The organism is Streptomyces sp. NPDC103540 (genome assembly GCF_055584445.1).
In genome coordinates this window covers 675,036-696,298 of the sequence record NZ_JBVJMA010000001.1, presented here as the reverse complement: position 1 = coordinate 696,298, position 21,263 = coordinate 675,036, and the positions used below count along the sequence as shown (strand labels likewise).

Here is a 21,263-nt window from a genome sequence, read left to right as displayed (position 1 = left end):
GGGTACGCTAGAGAGTCGCCCCCTGCCCGCTTCACGAAAGTCGCGTGATGTCCGAGTCGGTCTTCCCACAGCTCGAAGCTCTGCTCCCGCATGTGCAGAAGCCCATCCAGTACGTCGGTGGTGAACTCAACTCCACCGTGAAGCCGTGGGAGTCCTGTGACGTCCGCTGGGCGCTCATGTACCCGGACGCCTACGAGGTCGGGCTCCCCAACCAGGGCGTCATGATCCTCTACGAGGTGCTCAACGAGCGCGAGGGCGTCCTGGCCGAGCGCACCTACTCGGTCTGGCCCGACCTCGAAGAACTGATGCGCGAGCACAAGGTGCCCCAGTTCACCGTCGACTCGCACCGTCCGGTCGGCTCCTTCGACGTCTTCGGGCTCTCCTTCTCCACCGAGCTCGGCTACACGAACATGCTCACGGCGCTGGACCTCGCGGGCATCCCGCTGGAGTCCAAGGACCGCACGGTCGACCACCCCATCGTCCTCGCGGGCGGACACGCGGCGTTCAACCCCGAGCCGATCGCGGACTTCATCGACTGCGCGGTCATCGGCGACGGCGAGCAGGCCGTCCTCGACATGACCGAGATCATCCGCGCCTGGAAGGCCGAGGGCCGCCCCGGCGGGCGCGAGGAGGTCCTGCTACGCCTCGCGAAGACCGGTGGCGTCTACGTGCCGGGCTTCTACGACGTGGAGTACCTGGAGGACGGCCGCATCGGCCGCGTCGTGCCCAACCGCTCCGGCGTTCCGTGGCGCGTCTCCAAGCACACCGTCATGGACCTCGACGAGTGGCCCTACCCCAAGCAGCCCCTGGTCCCGCTCGCCGAGACCGTCCACGAGCGGATGTCCGTGGAGATCTTCCGCGGCTGCACCCGCGGCTGCCGTTTCTGCCAGGCCGGCATGATCACGCGCCCCGTGCGGGAGCGAAGCATCACCGGCATCGGCGAGATGGTCGAGAAGGGTCTGAAGGCGACCGGCTTCGAGGAGGTCGGCCTCCTGTCGCTGTCCTCCGCGGACCACACCGAGATCGCCGACATCGCCAAGGGCCTCGCGGACCGCTACACCGACGACAAGGTGGGCCTGTCCCTGCCGTCGACCCGCGTGGACGCCTTCAACGTGGACCTGGCCAACGAGCTGACCCGCAACGGTCGCCGCTCCGGCCTGACCTTCGCCCCCGAGGGCGGCTCCGAGCGCATGCGCAAGGTCATCAACAAGATGGTCTCGGAAGAGGACCTGATCCGCACCGTCGCCACCGCCTACGGCAACGGCTGGCGCCAGGTGAAGCTGTACTTCATGTGCGGCCTGCCGACCGAGACCGACGAGGACGTCCTCCAGATCGGCGACATGGCCGTCAACGTCATCGCCAAGGGTCGCGAGGTCTCCGGCCAGAACGACATCCGCTGCACGGTCTCGATCGGTGGATTCGTCCCCAAGCCGCACACCCCCTTCCAGTGGGCGCCGCAGCTCAGCGCCGAGGAGACGGACGCCCGCCTCGCCAAGCTCCGCGACAAGATCCGCGGGGACAAGAAGTACGGGCGCTCCATCGGCTTCCGCTACCACGACGGCAAGCCCGGCATCGTCGAGGGCCTCCTCTCGCGCGGCGACCGCCGCATCGGCGACGTCATCCGCGCCGTCTACGAGTCCGGCGGCCGCTTCGACGGCTGGCGCGAGCACTTCTCGTACGACCGCTGGATGCAGGCCGCCGAGAAGACGCTGCCCGGCCACGGAGTCGACGTCGCCTGGTACACCACCCGCGAGCGCACCTACGAGGAGGTCCTGCCCTGGGACCACCTCGACTCCGGCCTCGACAAGGACTGGCTCTGGGAGGACTGGCAGGACGCCCTCGACGAGACCGAGGTCGAGGACTGCCGCTGGACCCCGTGCTTCGACTGCGGCGTCTGCCCCCAGATGGACACGCAGATCCAGATCGGCCCCACCGGCAAGAAGCTCCTGCCGTTGTCGGTCGTGAAGTAGCGACGCGCCGCATTCCCGACGAGCCCCCCACCGCGCACGCGGCGGGGGGCTCGTCGCGTGCGCGGGCTCGTCACCGGGCGGTGCAACGGAACGCGCCGTTCTGGTGTCCTTGTCCACATGGGAATCGAGAAGGCGCGGCCCGCGCCCGGTGGTGAGGGGTGCCTGGTCGGCGTGCTCCGGGTGCCGATCAAGATCGTCGCCGTGCTGGTGGTCCTCCCCGTACGGGTGGTCTGGGACCTCCTCGTCGCAGCCGCCCGCGCCGTGCACCGCCACGTCCTGGGCCCCGCCGGCGCGGCGCTGTCCTGGCTGCTGGGTCGGCTGTGGCACCGGCTGCTGCGCCCCCTCCTGCTCCTCGTCCTCCACCGGCCGTGGGTCGCGCTGTGGCGCCACGTCGTCGCCCCCGCCGCCTCCGCCCTCCACCGCCGGGTGCTGCGCCCCGTCGGCCGGGGACTCTCCCGGGTGATCCGCGCCTTCGGCCGCCACGTCCTCCTCCCCCTCGGATCCGGCGGCGGATGGCTGCTGCGCCTGCTCCTCCTGCGCCCCCTCGCCCGGCTCCACCGGCAGGTGCTCACCCCGCTCGGGCACGGGCTGAGGTGGCTGCTGCCCAGGATGTTCGCCGCCGTGTTCGTCTGGCCGTGGGTCGCGCTCTGGAAGCACGTGGTCGCGCCGACGGGCCGTGGGTTGCTGTGGCTGGCGAGCGGCCTGTGGCGGTACGTCGCCGTACCGACCGGCAGGGGACTGCTGTGGCTGATGACCGCCCTGTGGCGGTACGTCCTCGGGCCGCCGCTCGAACTCCTGTACCGATGGGTGCTCCTGCCCCTCGTCCACCTCCTCGTCGGGGCCTGGCGCCTCGCCGGCCGGCTCACCCGGGCGCTCGGGCGCGGACTGCGATGGCTGTGGCGCGGCTGCGTCGCCCGGCCGGCCGCCTGGGCGTACCGGCGGGTCGCCACCCCTGTCGGACATGTCGTACGTGAGGTGTGGCGGACGGCACGCGCCGCCGTCCGCGACGCCCGCGCCGAGGTGCGACGGGCCCTGTTCGGCACCCCGCCCCGGGAACCGGCGAGGTCACGGGCGCGTAGTCTGGGTAGTACGACAGCCGCAGGCCCCACGCCCGCTCCCGAGATCTCCCCGCCCGCACGGCGGGGGTGAGCCGGAGGCCGGGCGGAGCCCGCCGGCCCCCAGACCTCAGGGCGACGCGCGAGCGCGCCGCCCCGCACAAGGAGAAGAACCACTGGGCAAGCGACAGCCCGAAGGCCCGCCTCCCGCACCGGTGGTGCAGCGCATCCGACTGCGCTACACCAAGCGTGGCCGCCTCCGGTTCACCAGCCACCGGGACTTCCAGCGCGCCTTCGAGCGCGCCCTGCGCCGCGCCGAGGTGCCCATGGCGTACTCGGCCGGCTTCACCCCGCACCCCCGGGTCTCGTACGCGAACGCCGCGCCCACCGGCACCGGCAGCGAGGCCGAGTACCTGGAGATCGCCCTCGCCGAGCCCCGCGACCCCGCGAAGCTCCGCGCCCTGCTCGACGAGTCGATGCCGCTCGGCCTCGACATCGTCGACGCCGTCGAGGCCCGCACCTCGGGCCTCGCCGACCGCCTCACCGCCTCCGTCTGGGAACTGCGCCTGGAGGGAGTGGAGGGCGCCGACGCCGCCGCGGCCGTCGAGACCTTCCTCGCCGCCGAGACCGTCGAGGTCCAACGCCGCACCAAGAACGGCATGCGGACCTTCGACACCCGCGGGGCCGTCGTCAGCCTGGAAGCGCTTCCCGCGCAGGCTGATAGGCCCCTGGACAATGCCTGTGCGATACTGCGGCTGGTTGTTCGGCATTTGACACCTGCCGTGCGACCCGACGACGTCCTGTCCGGTCTCCAAGCTGTGGCCGACCTGGCGCCGCCGGTCCCCGCAGCGGTGACCAGGCTGGCGCAGGGGCTCTTCGACGAGGAGTCCGGCACGGTGACCGACCCGCTCGCGCCCGACCGCGAGGCAGTCACGGCCGCCCCACCCACGGCCGCCGCGACAGCCGACGCGAAGGCGCCGGAAGGTCCCGCCGCGTAGGGATCGTCGTCGTCGCGCCGCCCTGGCACTCGGGAGCCACCTGGGTCGGGCAGCGCACAGACCTGAAGACTTCCGCCAGGCCGTACGGACAACACGTACGGAACCGGCGGCCATGGACTACAGCTCCCGTGTGGCGAACGCGCCCCGGAGGCCGGCTCCGCGCTCCTCGCGCGGGGCCGCGCCGGACCGGACGTCAGCCGCGGCGCCCGGGAGCGTGACGGGAGAACCGCCCGCATGCCCAACACCGAAAACGACAACACCCCCGCCGCCGACAGTGGCAGCCCCAGCGACAACCTGCCCCCGCGCAGGCGTCGCCGCGCCGCCTCCCGGCCGGCCGGACCCCCCGGCGGCGTCGCCGAGGCGGCGCCCGCGCAGGCCCCCGCCGCCGCCGAGCCCGCGCCCGTGGCCGAGGAGGCCCCGGCCGCACCCGCGCCCCGCGCCCGCCGCCGCGCCACCCGCGCCGTGACCGCCCCCGCCGCGCCCGCCGCCGCCCCGGCCGCCGCCGTCGTCGTGGAGAGCGCCCCGGACCCGGCCCCGGCCGCCGCCGAGCCCGCGCCCGCGGCCGAGGAGGCGCCCGCCGCCCCCGCCCCGCGCACCCGCCGTCGCGCCACCCGCGCCGCCACCGCTTCCGAGACGCCCGCCGCCCCGGCCGCCGCCGAGGTGGAGGAGGAGGCGCCCGTCGCCGCTCCGGCTCCGCGTGCGCGTCGTCGTGCCACTCGTGCCGTGGCGGCTCCGGCCGCCGTGGTCGAGGCCGCGCCCGTCGTGGAGGCCGCTCCGGTGGTCGAGGAGACCGTCGAGGAGGAGGCGCCCGCCGCCGCTCCGGCTCCGCGTGCGCGTCGTCGTGCCACCCGTGCCGTGGCGGCTCCGGCCGCCGTGGTCGAGGCCGCACCGGTCGTGGAGGCCGCACCCGTCGTGGAGGCCGCGCCCGTCGCCGCCGAGGTGGAGGAGGAGGCCCCGGTCGCCGCTCCGGCTCCGCGTGCCCGTCGTCGTGCCACCCGTGCCGTGGCGGCTCCGGCCGCCGTGGTCGAGGCCGCGCCCGTCGTGGAGGCCGCGCCGGTCGTCGAGGAGACCGTCCGGGAGGAGGCGCCCGCCGCCCCCGCCAAGCGCTCCGTCACCGTCGCCGACGCCGTCGACTCCCCGAAGCGCGGCGGCCGCCGCCGCGCCACCCGCACCACCACCGCCCCGGCCGCCGCCGAGCGTCCGGCCGCCGAGGCGGAGGCGCCCGCCGCCCCGGCGCGCGGCGCCCGCCGCGCCGCGCGTCCCGCCGTCGCCGTCTTCCAGGCCCCGGTCTTCACCGAGCCGATGTTCCAGACCCCGGAGACCGCCGCCCTCGCCGCCGCGGCCGCCGCCGCCGCGGTGCGCGCGGAGGAGGCCGAGGAGGAAGAGGTCGAGCAGGACGTCGAGGTCGAGGCCCAGGCCCCGGTCGTCGAGGACCGCCCGGCCGGCCGTCGCCGCCGTCGCCGCGGCGCCGTCGAGGCCGCCGCTCCCGCCGCGCCGGCCGCGCCCGTGTCCCTGGCCGACGTCGAGGCCGTGGAAGAGGAGCAGGAGGCCGAGCTCGACGAGGACGAGGCCGACGAGTCGGGCGAGCGCCCCTCGCGCCGCCGCCGTCGCGGTGGCCGTCGTCGCCGTCGCGGTGAGTCCGCCGACCTCGACGAGTCCGCCGACGAGGACGCCGAGGCCGAGGCCGAGGCCACCGAGTCCGAGGCCGACGAGGAAGAGGAGGAGGAGTCCGAGGAGGCCCTCGGTTCCACCTCCAGCCGTCGCCGCCGTCGCCGCCGCCGCCGCAGCGGTGACACCGGTGTCGACGCCGAGGCCGGCGACGAGGACGGTGTGCGCACCGTCGTCAAGGTCCGCGAGCCGCGCCCGGCCCGGGAGAAGGCCGAGCCGGCCGACGAGGTGCAGTCCATCAAGGGCTCCACCCGCCTGGAGGCGAAGAAGCAGCGCCGCCGCGAGGGCCGTGAGCAGGGCCGTCGTCGTGTGCCGATCATCACCGAGGCCGAGTTCCTGGCCCGTCGTGAGGCCGTCGAGCGCGTGATGGTCGTGCGCCAGTCCGGCGAACGCACCCAGATCGGTGTCCTCGAGGACAACGTGCTCGTCGAGCACTACGTCAACAAGGAAGAGGCCACCTCGTACGTCGGCAACGTCTACCTGGGCAAGGTCCAGAACGTGCTGCCGTCGATGGAGGCCGCCTTCATCGACATCGGCAAGGGCCGCAACGCGGTCCTGTACGCCGGTGAGGTCAACTTCGAGGCGCTCGGCATGGCCAACGGGCCGCGCCGCATCGAGTCCGCCCTCAAGTCCGGCCAGTCGGTCCTGGTGCAGGTCACCAAGGACCCGATCGGCCACAAGGGCGCCCGCCTGACGAGCCAGGTCTCGCTGCCCGGCCGCTACCTGGTCTACGTGCCCGAGGGCTCCATGACCGGCATCAGCCGCAAGCTGCCCGACACCGAGCGCGCGCGCCTGAAGACCATCCTCAAGAAGATCGTCCCCGAGGACGCGGGCGTCATCGTGCGCACCGCCGCCGAGGGCGCGAGCGAGGACGAGCTGCGTCGCGACGTCGAGCGCCTCCAGGCCCAGTGGGAGGACATCCAGAAGAAGTCGAAGCAGATCACGACCTCTTCGCCGAGCCTGCTGTACGGCGAGCCGGACATGACCGTCCGCGTCGTGCGCGACATCTTCAACGAGGACTTCTCGAAGGTCATCGTCAGCGGTGACACCGCCTGGGAGACCATCCACGGCTACGTGAACCACGTGGCCCCGGACCTGGCCGACCGGCTGTCGCGCTGGACCTCCGAGGTCGACGTCTTCGCGACGTACCGGATCGACGAGCAGCTCGCCAAGGCGCTCGACCGCAAGGTGTGGCTGCCCTCGGGCGGCTCGCTTGTGATCGACAAGACCGAGGCGATGATCGTCATCGACGTCAACACCGGCAAGTTCACCGGTCAGGGCGGCAACCTCGAGGAGACCGTCACCAGGAACAACCTGGAGGCGGCCGAGGAGATCGTGCGCCAGCTGCGGCTGCGCGACCTGGGCGGCATCGTCGTCATCGACTTCATCGACATGGTCCTGGAGTCCAACCGCGACCTGGTCCTGCGGCGGATGCTGGAGTGCCTGGGCCGCGACCGCACCAAGCACCAGGTGGCCGAGGTCACCTCGCTGGGCCTGGTCCAGATGACCCGCAAGCGGGTGGGCCAGGGCCTGCTGGAGTCCTTCTCCGAGACCTGCGTCCACTGCAACGGTCGCGGTGTCATCGTGCACATGGAGACCCCGACCGCGATCGGTGGCGGCGGCAACGGCAAGCGCGCCAAGCGTCGCGGCGGTCGTGCCGCGGAGCACGAGCACGAGGTCGAGGCGATCGAGACCGTCGAGACCGACGCGTTCGAGGTCGAGGCGGAGACCGAGGCCGAGGTGGCCGCGGAGATCGCCGCGCCGCGCGCCCTCCCGGAGCCGGAGTTCGTCCCCGGCGAGGAGCTGTACGGCAGCCCCGCCGAGGCCGAGGCCGCCGCCGGCATCAGCGGACGTCGCAACCGTCGCCGCGCCACCCGCAAGGCCACCGCTCCGGCGGGCGCCCCGCGCGGTGCGGCCCGTACCGCGCCGGCCGCCCGGGCCGAGGCCCCGGCTCCCGCCGAGGCCGAGCCGGTGACCGAGCCGGCCGACACGGTCCTGGAGCCGGCCGCCGAGTTCGTCGCCGAGGCCGCTGTCGAGGCGCCCGCCGTGGTGGAGCCCGTGGCCGAGCCGGTCGCCCCGGCCGTCGCGGAGGCCGAGCCGGCCGCCCCGGTCGAGGAGGCCGCGCCGAAGGGCCGTACCCGTCGCCGGGCGACCCGCAAGGCCACCGCCGCGGTCGTGGAGCCGACTGCGGCGCCGGAGCCGGTCGCGCCGGCCGTCGTCGAGCCGGAGCCGGTCGTCGAGGCGGTTGTCGAGCCCGAGCCGGTCGTGGAGGCCGTCGCGGAGGTCGTCGCCGAGCCGGAGCCCGTCGTGGAGGCCGCCCCGGCGCGTCCGCGCCGTCGCGCCGTCCGCAAGGCCACCGCTCCGGCGGGCGCAGCGGAGGCCGCCGTCGTGGTCGTCGAGGCCCCCGCGGTCGAGACCGAGCAGGCCGAGGCGAAGGCGGACGAGGCGAAGGCCGACGAGGCCGTCGCCGAGGAGCCCGCCGCCCCGGCCAAGAAGGCCGCCCGCAAGGCCCCGGCCAAGAAGGCGACCACCGCGGCGAAGAAGGCCCCCGCCAAGAAGGCGGCGGCCGCCAAGAAGACCGTCGCCAAGAAGGCGACGGCCAAGAAGACCACGGCGAAGCGGGCCACGAAGAAGACCGCGGCGGCGGAGCAGAGCGCTCCGTCCGTCACGGCTCCGACCGAGGCCTGACCGTCCCGTGTCCGTGGACCCCGCCTCCGGGCGGGGTCCACGGCCCCGCGGGGCCCGGTTTGACCCTCCGGAACCGGCCCCGTAACCTAGACCGTCGGCGTGTCTTGAACGATTACCCGTTCAGCGTGCGTCGCGCTCCTGAGCACCTTCCTCCCGCACCGCCCGCGCAAGCGGACCGGGCACGGGAGAGGCCGCTCGTCCAATTCCGGATCACCGTGGGCTTCGGCCCGCGTGAGCGGCTGGCTTCAGGAGCATCCGTCCCGAGTGAGAGAGAGATCCGCGTGTACGCCATCGTGCGCAGCGGTGGTCGCCAGCACAAGGTTGCTGTCGGCGACATCGTTGAGGTTGACAAGATTTCCACTGCCAAGGTTGGCGACACGGTCGAGCTCTCGACCCTGCTCGTTGTCGACGGCGACGCCGTGACCAGCGACCCGTGGGTGCTGGCCGGGATCAAGGTTCAGGCCGAGATCGTGGACCACCACAAGGGCGCCAAGATCGACATCCTGCGCTACAAGAACAAGACCGGCTACCGCCGTCGCCAGGGTCACCGCCAGCAGTACACGGCGATCAAGGTCACCGGTATCCCCACGGCTGCGAAGTAAGAGGGACTGAGACATGGCACACAAGAAGGGCGCATCGTCCACCCGGAACGGGCGCGATTCCAACGCTCAGCGGCTCGGCGTGAAGCGCTTCGGCGGTCAGGTCGTTTCCGCCGGCGAGATCCTCGTCCGCCAGCGCGGCACCCACTTCCACCCGGGTTCGGGTGTCGGTCGTGGTGGCGACGACACGCTGTTCGCGCTGCAGGCCGGTGCCGTGCAGTTCGGCACGCACCGTGGCCGCAAGGTCGTCAACATCGTTCCGGCCGCCTGATCAGCTCCTGCTGAACAGCGGTACGTAACTTCCCGAGGGCGGATCTCAACTCTTCCCGGCGCGAGCCGGGAAGAGAGGTCCGCCCTCGGCGCGTTGGCACATATACACGCTCAGGCACGTTTAATGGGCAGCAAGGCCTGCCCGGGACATTCCCGTATGTATCTGGAGGAACAACCATGACCACCTTCGTGGACCGCGTCGAGCTGCACGTCGCCGCGGGTAACGGAGGCCACGGCTGCGCCTCCGTTCACCGGGAGAAGTTCAAGCCGCTCGGCGGCCCCGACGGCGGCAACGGCGGCCGTGGCGGCGACGTCATCCTGGTGGTGGAGCAGGCGGTCACCACCCTGTTGGACTACCACCACAGCCCGCACCGCAAGGCCACCAACGGCAAGCCCGGCGAGGGCGGCAACCGCTCCGGCAAGGACGGCCAGGACCTGGTCCTGCCCGTGCCGGACGGCACCGTCGTCCTCGACAAGCAGGGCAACGTCCTCGCCGACCTCGTCGGCCAGGGCACCACCTACGTCGCCGCCGAGGGCGGCCGCGGCGGTCTCGGCAACGCGGCGCTGGCCTCCGCCCGCCGCAAGGCCCCCGGCTTCGCGCTCCTCGGCGTCCCCGGTACGACCGGCGACATCGTCCTGGAGCTCAAGACCGTCGCCGACGTGGCGCTCGTCGGCTTCCCGAGCGCCGGCAAGTCCTCGCTGATCTCGGTGCTGTCCGCCGCCAAGCCGAAGATCGCGGACTACCCCTTCACCACCCTCGTCCCGAACCTGGGCGTCGTCACCGCCGGCTCGACCGTCTACACGATCGCCGACGTCCCCGGCCTGATCCCCGGCGCCAGCCAGGGCAAGGGCCTCGGCCTGGAGTTCCTGCGCCACGTCGAGCGCTGCTCGGTCCTCGTGCACGTCCTGGACACCGCCACCCTGGAGACCGACCGCGACCCGGTGGCCGACCTCGACGTGATCGAGGAAGAGCTCAAGATCTACGGCGGCGGTCTGGAGAAGCGCCCCCGCCTCGTCGTCCTCAACAAGGTCGACATCCCCGACGGCCAGGACCTCGCGGACATGGTCCGCCCGGACCTGGAGGCCCGCGGCTACAAGGTGTTCGAGGTCTCCGCGGTCGCCCGTACGGGCCTCAAGGAGCTGTCGTACTTCCTCGCGGAGGTCGTCGCGAAGGCCCGCTCCCGCAAGCCCAAGCAGGAGGCGACCCGCATCGTCATCCGCCCGAAGGCCGTGGACGACGCCGGCTTCACCGTCACCTACGACGAGGTCGAGGACGTGTACACGGTGCGCGGCGAGAAGCCGGAGCGCTGGGTGCGCCAGACCGACTTCAACAACGACGAGGCCGTGGGCTACCTCGCCGACCGCCTCAACCGCCTCGGCGTCGAGGACGCGCTGAAGAAGGCCGGTGCCCGCGCCGGCGACGGCGTGGCCATCGGCTCCGACGAGAACGCGGTCGTCTTCGACTGGGAGCCGACCATGATGGCCGGCGCCGAGATGCTGGGCCGTCGCGGTGAGGACCACCGCATGGAGGCTCCGCGTCCGGCCACGCAGCGCCGCAAGGAGAAGGAAGCGCGCCGCGGCGACAGCGCGCAGCAGGAGTACGACGAGTTCCGTCCCTTCTGATCCGCTCCCGTGCCCCGCGCGAACGGCGCCGACCCCTCGGGGGCGGCGCCGTTCGCCGTGGGCCCCGGCGTCGAACGGCCCCGGTGCCGGACCGGCCCCGGTGTTGAAGCCGGCCTTACCCCGTTCGCCTAGGATCCTTCGGGTGAGCAGCAGCGATTCCAGCAGTGACACCCCCGCCGTCTCCGTGGTCGTGATCGCGTACAACGACGCCGGGCTCGTGGGCGAGGCCGTCGCGTCGGCCCTCGCCCAGGGGCCGGTCGTCGCCGAGGTCATCGCGGTGGACGACGCCTCCTCGGACGGTACGGCCGAGGTGCTGGACGCGTTGGCCGCGGCCCATCCGCGCCTGAGGGTCGTGCGCCGGGAGTCGAACAGCGGCGGCTGCGGCACTCCGCGCAACGACGGGATCGCCGCCGCCCGCGCCCCGTACGTCCTCTTCCTCGACAGCGACGACGTCCTGCCCGCCGGCGCCGTGGCCGCCCTCGTGCGGGCGGCCGAACGCCACCGCGCCCCGGTCACCGTGGGGGCGTGCGTACGGCGCGAGCTGCCCGAGGGCCGCGACGTGCCGTGGCTGCCCGACCTCTACACGCCCGGCGAGGTCATCGAGCGGCCCCTGGACCGGCCGGAGCTGGTCCGGGACACCCTCTGCGTCAACAAGCTGTACGAGCGGGCCTTCCTGGACGCGCACGCGATCCGCTTCCCCGACGGCCGGTTCGTCTACGAGGACTTCGTCTTCACCTCCCGGGTCCTGGCCGCCGCGCCCCGCATCGCGGTCATCGGCGACCTCGTCTACGTCTGGCACGTGCGGCGGCGCGCCGCCCAGGTGTCGATCTCCCTGGCCCGCGCCGACGTCGGCAACTGGCGCTCCCGCGTCGAGGCCCACCGCACCGCGGCCACGACCCTGGAGGCGGCCTCCCCGGAGCTGGGCCGCGCCTGCCGGGTCAAGTTCCTCGACTACGACCTGCGGATGTACCTGCGCGAGCTGTCCGCCGACCCCGAGCGGCGGGCCGCCTGGTGGGCCCTGACCCGCGACTACCTCGCCGGCTTCGACGGGGCCGACGTCGAGGCCGCTCCCGCCCGGGCCCGCTGGATCGCCCGGGTGCTGCTCGCCGCCCCGGTGCCGCCCGCCGACGTGGACCGGCTGCGGGCCCTCGCAGCCGAGCCCGACCGGCTGCCGCCGCCGTACGCGCGCGACGCCGCCGGGCGGCCCGTGTGGAGCGAGGCCCTGCCGGTCCCGCTGGACGGGCTCGACGCGCTGCCCCTGGCCGAGCTGCCCGTCGCCGTCGACGCCGGGCCCGCCGGGGGAGCGGCCGTACGGCTGCGGGTGCGCGACCTCTACGGGCGTCTCGCCGGGGCCGGGCCGACCACCGTACGCCTGAGCTTCCCCCCGCGCGCCGGCGGCGAGCCCGTCGTGCTGCCGCCGGTCGAGCTGGCGCCCGCCGCCGACGGGGACGGGTGGAGCGCCGAGGTGCCCTTCCGGCTCGCCGCGCTGGCCGCCGTGGGCCGGCGCCGGGGCCTGCGCGGCATGCAGGCCTGGGACGTCCGGGTGGAGGTGCGCTGCGCCGACGGGAGCTCCCGGCTCACCTCACTGCGCCCCACGGGTGGACTGCTCCGCCGACGGGCGCTGCCCAGCAGCCGGTACGGTGTTCTGCTGGCGCAGCCCTACCGGACGGCCGCGGGCGTGCTGGGGGTACGCCTCGCGCCCGGAGCCCAGGGCGCGCTGACTTTCGTACGCAACCGTCTCGACCGCGCCCGCACGCGCAGGTCACGCTAGAGCTGGGGAGATACGCATGACATTTCTGATCACCGGTGGCGCCGGGTACATCGGCGCGCACGTCGTCCGCGCGATGCTGCAGGCGGGTGAGCGGGTCGTGGTCCTGGACGACCTCTCCACGGGCCGGGAGGACCGCGTTCCGGAGGGCGTGCCGCTGGTGATCGGTTCGGTCCTGGACCGGCTGACCCTCGACGAGACCTTCGAGCGCCACCACATCACGGGCGTGGTGCACCTCGCGGGCAAGAAGCAGGTCGGCGAGTCCGTCGAGAAGCCGCTGTACTACTACCACGAGAACGTGGAGGGCCTCCAGGTCCTGCTGGGCGCGGTGGCCAAGGCCGGCGTGCGCAACTTCCTCTTCTCCTCCTCCGCCTCCGTGTACGGCATGCCGGACGTGGACCTCGTCACCGAGGAGACCCCGTGCGCGCCGCTGAGCCCGTACGGGGAGACGAAGCTCACCGGCGAGTGGCTGGTGCGGGCGGCGGGGAAGGCCCACGGCATCTCCACCGCCTGTCTGCGCTACTTCAACGTCGCGGGCGCGGCCACCCCCGAGCTGGCCGACACCGGGGTCTTCAACCTGGTCCCCATGGTCTTCGAGCGCTACGACGCCGGCGAGGGCGCCCGGATCTTCGGCGACGACTACCCGACCCCGGACGGCACCTGCATCCGCGACTACATCCACGTCGAGGACCTGGCGGAGGCCCACGTGGTGGCCGCCCGCCGGCTCGCCGAGTGGGGCGCCGCCGGGGAGTACAAGGACCTCACCGTCAACATCGGGCGCGGCGAGGGCGTCTCCGTCAAGGAGATGGTCGAGCTGCTGAACGCGGGCACCGGGCACGCGCACGCGCCCGTCGTGACCCCGCGCCGCCCCGGTGACCCGGCGAAGGTCGTCGCCTCCGCCGACCGGATCGCCTCCGAGCTGGGCTGGAAGGCGCGCCACGACGTCCGCGAGATGATCACCTCGGCGTGGGCGGGCTGGCAGGCCAACCGCCGCGGCTGAGCCCCGTACGCGAAACCGCCCGCCCCGGAACGGATTCCGGGGCGGGCGGTCGCACGTACGGGTGGTGCCTCAGCGCTCCAGGAACGCGAAGAGCCCTTCCCACCGGTCGGTGATCTCCGCGCTGGAGTAGCGGCGCACGCTCGCGAAGCCGGTGTCGCCGAGCCGGTCGCGCAGGTCCGCGTCCGACATGAGCGCGTCCAGGTGCGCGGCGAGCTCCATGGTGTTGCCGAGGCGGGCCAGCAGCCCGTCCTCGCCGTGGCGGACGATCTCCCGCACGCCGGGCGCGCAGTCGAACGCGGCCACCGGCAGGCCGGCCGCCATCGCCTCCAGCAGGGTGATGGGGAAGCCCTCCGCGCGGGAGGCCTGGGCGAAGACGGAGGCCCCGCGCAGCGCGCCGAGGACGTCGTCGGTGCTGCCCATCCACTCGACGGACTCGTCCAGGCCGAGCGAGGCGCAGTGGGCCCGCAGGGTCGGCTCCTCGACGCCCGCCCCGTAGATCCGCAGGGTCCAGTCGGGGTGGTGCGGGACGGCGTCCGCCCACGCGTCGAGCAGCAGGTCCATGCCCTTCTCGAAGGCGAGGCGGCCGATGCTCGCGACGACCTTCTCGGTGCGCGGGGCGGGGGAGTCCGGCATGAACGGCAGCGGGTTCGGCATGCTGTCGACGTTCTCCATACCGGCCCGGATCCACAGGTCGGCGTCCTCCGGGGTCAGCACCAGCAGCCGGTCGACCTCGGGGTAGAAGCGGCGGACCCGCTCGCCCCGGGTGGACTTCTGGCTGGCCTCGAAGGACTCGTGGCTCATGCCGATCACCGACAGGCCCTTGGTGTCGGCGAGGGCGACCCATTCCATCGCCCACACCTGGGTGACGATCACCACGCCGCCGGGCGCCGCCGCCCGCAGTATGGCGCTGAGCTGCTCGGCCTTGTCGCGCATCCGCGCCCGGCGGGCCGACTGGCGGCGCCGCTCGGGGGCGTTGAGGCGGCCCTTGATGCCGTGCAGCCTGCGCGCCTTCGGCGGGTGGGTGTCGTAGAGGGTGGTCATCGTGTACGGCAGGTCGGCCGGCAGCCGCTGCCGCAGCTCGTCGGCGACGGGGGCGATGCCGACGAGCCGCACCCGGTGGCCGCGGTCGGTGAAGAGCCGGGCCATCTGGTGCGACCAGGTGGTCACGCCGCCGAGCTCGTCCACGCTGTTGGAGACGATGAAGATGTCACGGCCGCCCGCGCCGGCGGTCTCCTGGCTCACTTGCCGCTCCTGGTGAAGAACTTCTCGACGATCCGACGCGCGGCGTCCCCGCGGTCGTACTCGCCGAACTCGGCGAGGAAGCGCTGACGGGACTCGGCGTACTTGGCGTCGGCCTCGTCGAAGGCCGCGACGGCCTGCATCAGCTCGTCGGCCGTGGCCACGACCGGGCCGGGCGCCTTCTCCTTCAGGTCGAAGTACGTGCCGCGGATGTCCGTGGAGTACTTCTCGTAGTCGTACGCGAAGAACAGCATCGGCCGGTCCAGCACCGCGTAGTCGAACATCACGGACGAGTAGTCGGTGATCAGCCCGTCGGCGAGCGCCAGCAGCGGCGTGATGTCGTGGTGGCGGGAGACGTCGAGGACCCGGCCCGCGACCGAGGGCGGCAGCGAGACGCTGTTCAGGTAGTGCGTGCGCACCAGCAGGGTGAAGCGGTCGCCGAGCCGGTCGGCGAACTCCTCGACGTCGAAGGGGAACTCGAAGCCCTCGACGGTGCCGTCGGCGCCCGCCCGGAAGGTGGGCGCGTACAGCAGCACCTTCTTGTCCGGGTCGATGCCCAGCTCGGCGGCGAGCGGTCCGCGCACCCGCTCCCCGCTCTGCGCCTCGGCGGCGTGCGCCGCGACCAGGGCGTCGTTGCGCGGGTAGCCGGTGCGCAGCAGGACCTCGTCGCGCAGTCGGAAGCCCTTGGCGAGGGTGCGGGTGTCGTGTTCGGAGCGGATCAGGAAGTGGTCGAAGCGGTCGACGGCCGCCTGGAAGCGGTCCTGTCCGGCCTTGCCCTGCGCCTTGGTGCGCGGCTCGTGGAAGCCCATCCGCTTGAGGGCGGAGCCGTGCCACGTCTGGATGTACGTGGTGCCGGGGCGCTTGGTCAGCGCCAGCGGGAAGCCCTGGTTGTCGACCCAGTACTCGGCCTGTGCCAGCGCCCGCAGGTAGGCCCAGCTCCAGCGGCGCACGAGGGTGGCGTCGGTGGGGAAGCCGGTCGGCTTGGCGCCGGCGTAGGACCAGATCGCCTGGAAGGGCACGCCCTGGCGCACCATTTCCTCGTGGATGGCCTTCGGGCTGTCGCTGTACTGCTTGCCCATGTGGCTCTCGAAGACGACCGTGCCCTTCTTGATCGGCAGCTTCGAGAAGACCTCGTGGTAGACCTGCACCTTCTGCTCGCCGGAGCCGAGGTTGCGCTTGGCCCGCAGCGCCCGGCGCAGGCCGCGCTTGACGACGCCGGCCGCCTTGCCGTGCATGGCGCTGCCGATGAGCGTCTGGGTGCGGACGGCGGCGGAGCCCTCGGCGGCCAGGACGTAGGAGAGGTTGCCCTTCTTGGTCATCTCCGGCTCGAAGCGGTCGGAGACCAGCCGGGTCAGGCGCGGGCGCACGCGCAGGCGGGCGGCGTTCTCCAGGTCGACGCCGCCGACCGAGACGCGGGTCGTCACGCGGTCCGCGCCGGCGGTCAGCTTCAGGCGGACGTCCCAGACGGCGTCGATGATGCCGAGGGGGCGTACGGTGCCCGCGACGTCGGCGGTCGCGGTCCACTCGATGGTGTCACCGGCGTGGCGCACGCTTGACACCGGGAAGGAGAAGGAACGCACCCCGATCTGTCGGCGGGCCCGGAATTCGAGCGTGGCCTTGAGCTCGGTGTCCTCCTGGATGCGGCCCAGGGGGTTCACGATGACGCCGGACAGGGTGACGGTGCCGCGCCCGTCGTCCTCGTAGGAGGTCAGCCGGTTGCCCACGGTCAGCGAGGCGAGCGGGGTGGTGTGGAAGCCCTGGTCGGTGACGTCCAGTATCCGGCGGCCCTCGGCGTCGTCGAGGTGCGCGGCGCACCAGTAGACGCGCCCGTCGCGCTCCGCCAGGGGGGAGGACAGCCGGCCCCGGTTGGTCATGGCGTCGGCGGCCGGGATCAGGTTGTCCCAGTCCTCCTTGCTCAGGAGGTAGGCGCAGATCGCCTGGAGGTGGTTGACGTTCTCGTACGCCGCCGGGTCGATGCCCGCCAGGTAGCCGTTGGCGAGGCGGGCGAACTCCTGGCGGTAGGCGTCGCCGAGGAGCGGCAGGTCACGCAGGTGCAGCACCAGGTCGTGCTTGAGGAACTTGGCGTCCTTCGCGGACTTGATCGCGGTGTGCCCCTTGGCCGCGAGCAGCTCGTCGACCCGGCGGTGGATCTCCATCCGGTGGACGAAGTTCGCGATCTCGTGGCGCCGGTTGCTGATCGACTTGTCGGCGGCCTTCTCGACCACGTTCCAGTAGTAGACGTGGTTCGGGATCAGGGTGATGCGGCGGGCGGCGACGTAGGCCTGCGCCGAGAAGAGCAGGTCCTCGTAGTGGATGCCGACCGGGAACTCCAGCCCCTGTTCCAGGAGGAAGGCACGGCGGTAGCACTTGTTGGTCGAGAGGGTGTCGTAGACCAGCAGGTCCGGGTACTCGGTGATCGACTCCAGCGTGCGGGTGCGCGCGTAGATCCACGGGTACCACTCGGTCGTCTTGCCCCACCTGTTGTCCAGGTGGACGCGCACGCACATGCCGGAGACCAGGTCGGACCCGGTGCGTTCGGCGGTCGCCAGCATGTTGCGGCAGGCGTTGCGCTCCAGCACGTCGTCACTGTCCAGGAACATGACGTAGGTGCCGGTGGCCTGCCGGATGCCGTGGTTGCGGGGAGCCCCGCAACCGCCGCTGTTCTCGGGCAGCCTGAAGGCGCGCACTCTGCCCGGATGGGCCGCTTCGAGCTCCTGGGCGACCGCGAAGGACCGGTCCTTGCTGCAGTCGTCCACGATCACGACTTCGACCCCGCGCAAAGTCTGGTCCAAAACCGACCGGACGGCTGTCGGCAGACGCTCTGCGTCGTTGTAGACGATGACGACCACGGAGACGTCAGGCACGTGCACCTCGATCCCTTCGTTCCATTCCGCTTATCCAGTCAAAGCTACCGTGTGCCGCACGCGACTCGGGCAGGCCGACCGCCGGCGTGCATACTTCTAAGGAAGAGGTGAGTGGCCGGTCCGGTCGCCGACAATCACCCGTTCGGACCCAGCAGGAAGTGCTCATGACCAAGCTGTCGGTAGTTGTCCCTTGCTACAACGAAGAAGCAGTGATCGACAGTTTCGACGTCGAGATCCGCCGGGTCCTGGACGCCCTGCCCGTCGAGTACGAGGTCTGCTACGTCGACGACGGCAGCCGCGACGGCACCCTCGAAAAGCTCCGGAAGATCGCGGCCGAACACGGAGACCGTACGCGCTACGTCTCCTTCAGCCGCAACTTCGGCAAGGAGGCCGGCATGCTCGCCGGCCTGCGCGAGAGCACCGGCGACGCCGTCGTGATCATGGACGCGGACCTCCAGCACCCGCCGGAGCTGATCGCCACCATGCTGGAGCACTACCGCCAGGGACACGACCAGGTCATCGCCCGCCGCACCCGCGAGGGCGACAAGAAGGTCCGTTCCGCGCTCAGCAGCCTCTACTACCGGGGCGTCAACCGCTGGGTCGACGTCGAGCTGACCGACGGCGTCGGAGACTTCCGGCTGCTGTCCCGGCCGGCCGTGGACGCCCTGCTCGCGCTGCCCGAGTACAACCGCTTCTCCAAGGGCCTCTTCTCCTGGATCGGCTTCGACACGGTCCACTTCGACTACCGCAACGCGCAGCGCGAGGCGGGCGAGACGAAGTGGAAGTTCGGCGCCCTGCTGAACTACGGCATGGACGGGCTGATCTCCTTCAACAACCGCCCGCTGCGCATCGGCATCTGGCTCGGCGCGTCGCTGGTGGGCCTCACCGGCCTGTACGCGCTGTGGATCACCGTGATGGCGATCACCAACGGCATCGACTCGCCCGGTTACGTCACGCTCGTCGCCATGATCGCCGGCATCGGCGGCGTTCAGATGATCATGTTGGGGCTGATCGGCGAGTACATCGGCCGTATCTACTACGAGACCAAGCGCCGCCCCCACTTCCTGGTCAAGGAGGCCCACGGGGCGCGCCGCACGCCCGGCGCCGAGGCCGCGACGGCGACGGCGGACGCGACGGTGACGGCGGACGCGACGGCGGCCGCGAGCGCGACGGCGGCCGGGAACCGGGGCACCGGCCAGGCGCAGCAGCCCGTGATCGTGGAGCGCGGCGGCCGATGACCACACCCTCCAGACGGGACCAGCTCGGCCAGGTCTTCCGCTTCGCCCTCGTCGGCGGGGTCAACACCGGCACCTTCTTCGCCCTGTACCTGCTGCTCCACCCCCACCTGCCGTACTTCGCCGCCTACACGCTGGCGTTCGTGCTGTCGATGATCGGGTCGTTCTTCATGAACACCTACTTCACCTACCGCACCAGGCCCACCTGGAAGAAGTTCCTCCTCTTCCCCCTGACCAACGTCACCAACTACGTGATCCAGTCGGCCGGCCTCTACGTCCTGGTGAGCTGGGTCGGCATGGACACCCGGATCGCACCGCTGGTCGCGGCCGTCGTGGCCATCCCGTTCACCTTCCTCCTCTCCCGCCGGATCCTCATCCCGGGCACCGGACCCGAGCCCGCCCCGGCCGAGCCCCCGCGGACCTCGTCCACGGTCTGAAACCCGGCGGCGGCCCGCGCGGGGCACCCCGTAGATTGGGGCGGACAGAGGTTTCGCGCCGGGCGAGGGGCAAGGGGAAAGACGTGTCAGCGGCTAGGCAAGGTGTCGTGGACGCCCGCAGGATCGTGGTCAAGGTCGGCTCCTCCTCCTTGACCACAGCGGAGGGCGGCCTCGACGCCGATCGCGTGGACGCGCTGGTCGACGTCCTGGCCAAGGCCCGCAGCGGCGGGGAGAAGGAGATCGTCCTGGTCTCCTCCGGCGCCATCGCCGCAGGACTCTCCCCGCTCGGCCTGCGCCGCCGCCCCAAGGACCTCGCCCGCCAGCAGGCCGCCGCCAGCGTCGGACAGGGCCTGCTCGTCGCCCGGTACACCGCCTCCTTCGCCCGCTACGGCATCCGCGTCGGCCAGGTCCTCCTCACCACCGACGACACCAGCCGGCGCGCGCACTACCGCAACGCCTACCGCACCCTGGACCAGCTCCTGGAGATGGGCGCGCTGCCCGTCGTCAACGAGAACGACACCGTCGCCACCGACGAGATCCGCTTCGGCGACAACGACCGGCTCGCCGCCCTCGTCGCCCACCTCGTCCGCGCCGACCTCCTCGTCCTCCTCTCGGACGTCGACGGCCTCTACGACGGGGACCCGTCCCGGCCCGGCACCACCCGCATCGAGGAGGTGCGCGGTCCCGAGGACATCGCCCACGTCTCCATCGGCAGCGCCGGCAAGGCGGGCGTCGGCACCGGCGGCATGGTCACCAAGGTCGAGGCCGCCCGCATCGCCGCCGCCGCCGGCATCCCCGTCGTCCTCACCTCCGCCGGCCAGGCCGCCGCCGCCCTCGCCGGCCGCGAGACCGGTACGCACTTCCACGCCACCGGCCGCCGCTCCGCCGACCGGCTCCTGTGGCTCCAGCACGCCTCCACCCCCCAGGGACACCTCGTCCTCGACGACGGTGCCGTCCGCGCCGTCACCGAACGCGGCAGCTCCCTGCTGGCCGCGGGCATCGCCGCCGTCGGGGGCGACTTCGTCGCCGGCGACCCCGTGGAACTGCGCTCCTGCGACGGGCGCGCCGTGGCCCGGGGGCTCGTGAACTTCGACGCCAAGGAACTTCCGCAGCTCCTCGGGCGCTCCACCCGCGAGCTTGCCCGGGAGCTCGGACCCGCGTACGAGCGCGAGGTCGTCCACCGCGACGATCTCGTGCTGCTCGAAGGCTGAGGTTCGGCAAAACCACCGCGCGCGGAGCCCGGGACTGGTCAACTGTGAGGGGCGGACACGCGTAGCGCAGACAGGAGGCGGCTGGTGAGACGAGCGCTGACCAGCGTCGGCACGGGGGACGGTGACGAGGGACCCGGCGAGGACGTCGCCGACGTCTCCCGGCTCTGGCACGTCACCCTCAGCGTGTCCGGCAAGCCGGCCCCGCTGTCCGAGGTCCGACGCGGACTGGAACAACTGGCCCACGACCACCCCTTCCTCCTCACCAGCCGGTACGCCGACGACCACGCGGAGATCCGGTACTGGGAGGAGGCCCGCGACCTCCACGACGCGGCCGCCGTCGCCCTGCGGCTGTGGGGCGAACACCGGTCGTCGGCGCAACTGCCGCCGTGGGAGATCGTCGGCCTGGAGGTCATCGGCCGCGCCACCTATCACCAACGCGTCGCGGAAGGCTACGGCCCACCCCCGGCCCACCCGGTGGGCGTGCACCCCTACTGAACGCGCCGCTCCTCCTGAACGCGCCGCTCGCACCGCTCGGCCCACGGGGGTGGGCCTCACGGGCTTCGTGCCGCTGCGCCGGGCGGTGCCGTCTCGACGCGCCGCTCGCACCGCTCGGCCCCGGGGGGCCTCACGGGCTTCGT

At 72.6% G+C, this 21,263-nt stretch carries 15 protein-coding genes; 13 read left to right on the top strand and 2 right to left on the bottom strand.

Features of this window, described 5'->3' with window-relative positions; all coding sequences use genetic code 11:
- Positions 1-44: 44 nt before the first annotated feature.
- From ACZ6ZI_RS03120 to galE, 9 genes are all read left to right on the top strand, one after another.
- Positions 45-1,970 (top strand): TIGR03960 family B12-binding radical SAM protein, encoded by a 1,926-nt coding sequence (locus tag ACZ6ZI_RS03120; protein WP_469515024.1) that lies wholly within the window; start codon positions 45-47, stop codon positions 1,968-1,970.
- A 117-nt stretch (positions 1,971-2,087) separates the two neighbouring features.
- Entirely contained in the window at positions 2,088-3,119 is a 1,032-nt protein-coding gene (locus ACZ6ZI_RS03115) for a hypothetical protein (RefSeq protein ID WP_469515021.1), read from the top strand.
- Between the two features lie 124 nt (positions 3,120-3,243).
- Positions 3,244-4,023: a TIGR03936 family radical SAM-associated protein gene (locus ACZ6ZI_RS03110; RefSeq protein ID WP_469515828.1), complete on the top strand. Its 780-nt coding sequence runs from the start codon at positions 3,244-3,246 to the stop codon at positions 4,021-4,023.
- 234 nt (positions 4,024-4,257) lie between these two features.
- On the top strand, positions 4,258-8,379 hold the full coding sequence (locus ACZ6ZI_RS03105) for an Rne/Rng family ribonuclease (RefSeq protein WP_469515018.1): 4,122 nt from the start codon (positions 4,258-4,260) through the stop codon (positions 8,377-8,379).
- 281 nt (positions 8,380-8,660) lie between these two features.
- Positions 8,661-8,981, top strand: coding sequence for a 50S ribosomal protein L21 (gene rplU / locus ACZ6ZI_RS03100; RefSeq protein WP_030159347.1), 321 nt, complete (start codon positions 8,661-8,663; stop codon positions 8,979-8,981).
- Between the two features lie 13 nt (positions 8,982-8,994).
- Positions 8,995-9,249 carry a 50S ribosomal protein L27 gene (rpmA, locus tag ACZ6ZI_RS03095; RefSeq protein ID WP_030027134.1) on the top strand — a complete coding sequence of 85 codons (255 nt, stop codon included), beginning with the start codon at positions 8,995-8,997 and terminating at the stop codon, positions 9,247-9,249.
- Positions 9,250-9,425: 176 nt separating this feature from the next.
- A complete protein-coding gene (gene obgE / locus ACZ6ZI_RS03090; RefSeq protein ID WP_363061298.1) occupies positions 9,426-10,871 on the top strand; it encodes a GTPase ObgE in 1,446 nt (481 codons plus the stop codon).
- Positions 10,872-11,013: 142 nt separating this feature from the next.
- A complete protein-coding gene (locus ACZ6ZI_RS03085; protein WP_469515013.1) occupies positions 11,014-12,642 on the top strand; it encodes a glycosyltransferase family 2 protein in 1,629 nt (542 codons plus the stop codon).
- Between the two features lie 16 nt (positions 12,643-12,658).
- Positions 12,659-13,639, top strand: a complete 981-nt coding sequence (gene galE, locus ACZ6ZI_RS03080; RefSeq protein ID WP_469515010.1) for a UDP-glucose 4-epimerase GalE — start codon at positions 12,659-12,661, stop codon at positions 13,637-13,639.
- Between the two features lie 69 nt (positions 13,640-13,708).
- Here galE and ACZ6ZI_RS03075 read toward each other — a convergent pair whose 3' ends face one another.
- Entirely contained in the window at positions 13,709-14,881 is a 1,173-nt protein-coding gene (locus tag ACZ6ZI_RS03075) for a glycosyltransferase (RefSeq protein ID WP_469515007.1), read from the bottom strand.
- Positions 14,878-17,748 carry a bifunctional glycosyltransferase/CDP-glycerol:glycerophosphate glycerophosphotransferase gene (locus ACZ6ZI_RS03070; protein WP_469515004.1) on the bottom strand — a complete coding sequence of 957 codons (2,871 nt, stop codon included), beginning with the start codon at positions 17,746-17,748 and terminating at the stop codon, positions 14,878-14,880. Before ACZ6ZI_RS03070 ends, ACZ6ZI_RS03075 begins: the two co-directional genes overlap by 4 nt.
- Positions 17,749-17,906: 158 nt before the next feature.
- On the opposite strand from ACZ6ZI_RS03070, the gene ACZ6ZI_RS03065 reads away from it, so the two are divergent.
- From ACZ6ZI_RS03065 to ACZ6ZI_RS03050, 4 genes are all read left to right on the top strand, one after another.
- Positions 17,907-18,980 carry a glycosyltransferase family 2 protein gene (locus ACZ6ZI_RS03065; protein WP_469515001.1) on the top strand — a complete coding sequence of 358 codons (1,074 nt, stop codon included), beginning with the start codon at positions 17,907-17,909 and terminating at the stop codon, positions 18,978-18,980.
- Entirely contained in the window at positions 18,977-19,414 is a 438-nt protein-coding gene (locus ACZ6ZI_RS03060; RefSeq protein ID WP_469514997.1) for a GtrA family protein, read from the top strand. Before ACZ6ZI_RS03065 ends, ACZ6ZI_RS03060 begins: the two co-directional genes overlap by 4 nt.
- Positions 19,415-19,497: 83 nt before the next feature.
- Positions 19,498-20,625 carry a glutamate 5-kinase gene (proB, locus tag ACZ6ZI_RS03055; protein WP_469514994.1) on the top strand — a complete coding sequence of 376 codons (1,128 nt, stop codon included), beginning with the start codon at positions 19,498-19,500 and terminating at the stop codon, positions 20,623-20,625.
- An 81-nt stretch (positions 20,626-20,706) separates the two neighbouring features.
- On the top strand, positions 20,707-21,120 hold the full coding sequence (locus ACZ6ZI_RS03050) for a hypothetical protein (protein ID WP_469515824.1): 414 nt from the start codon (positions 20,707-20,709) through the stop codon (positions 21,118-21,120).
- The last annotated feature ends 143 nt before the right edge of the window (positions 21,121-21,263 follow it).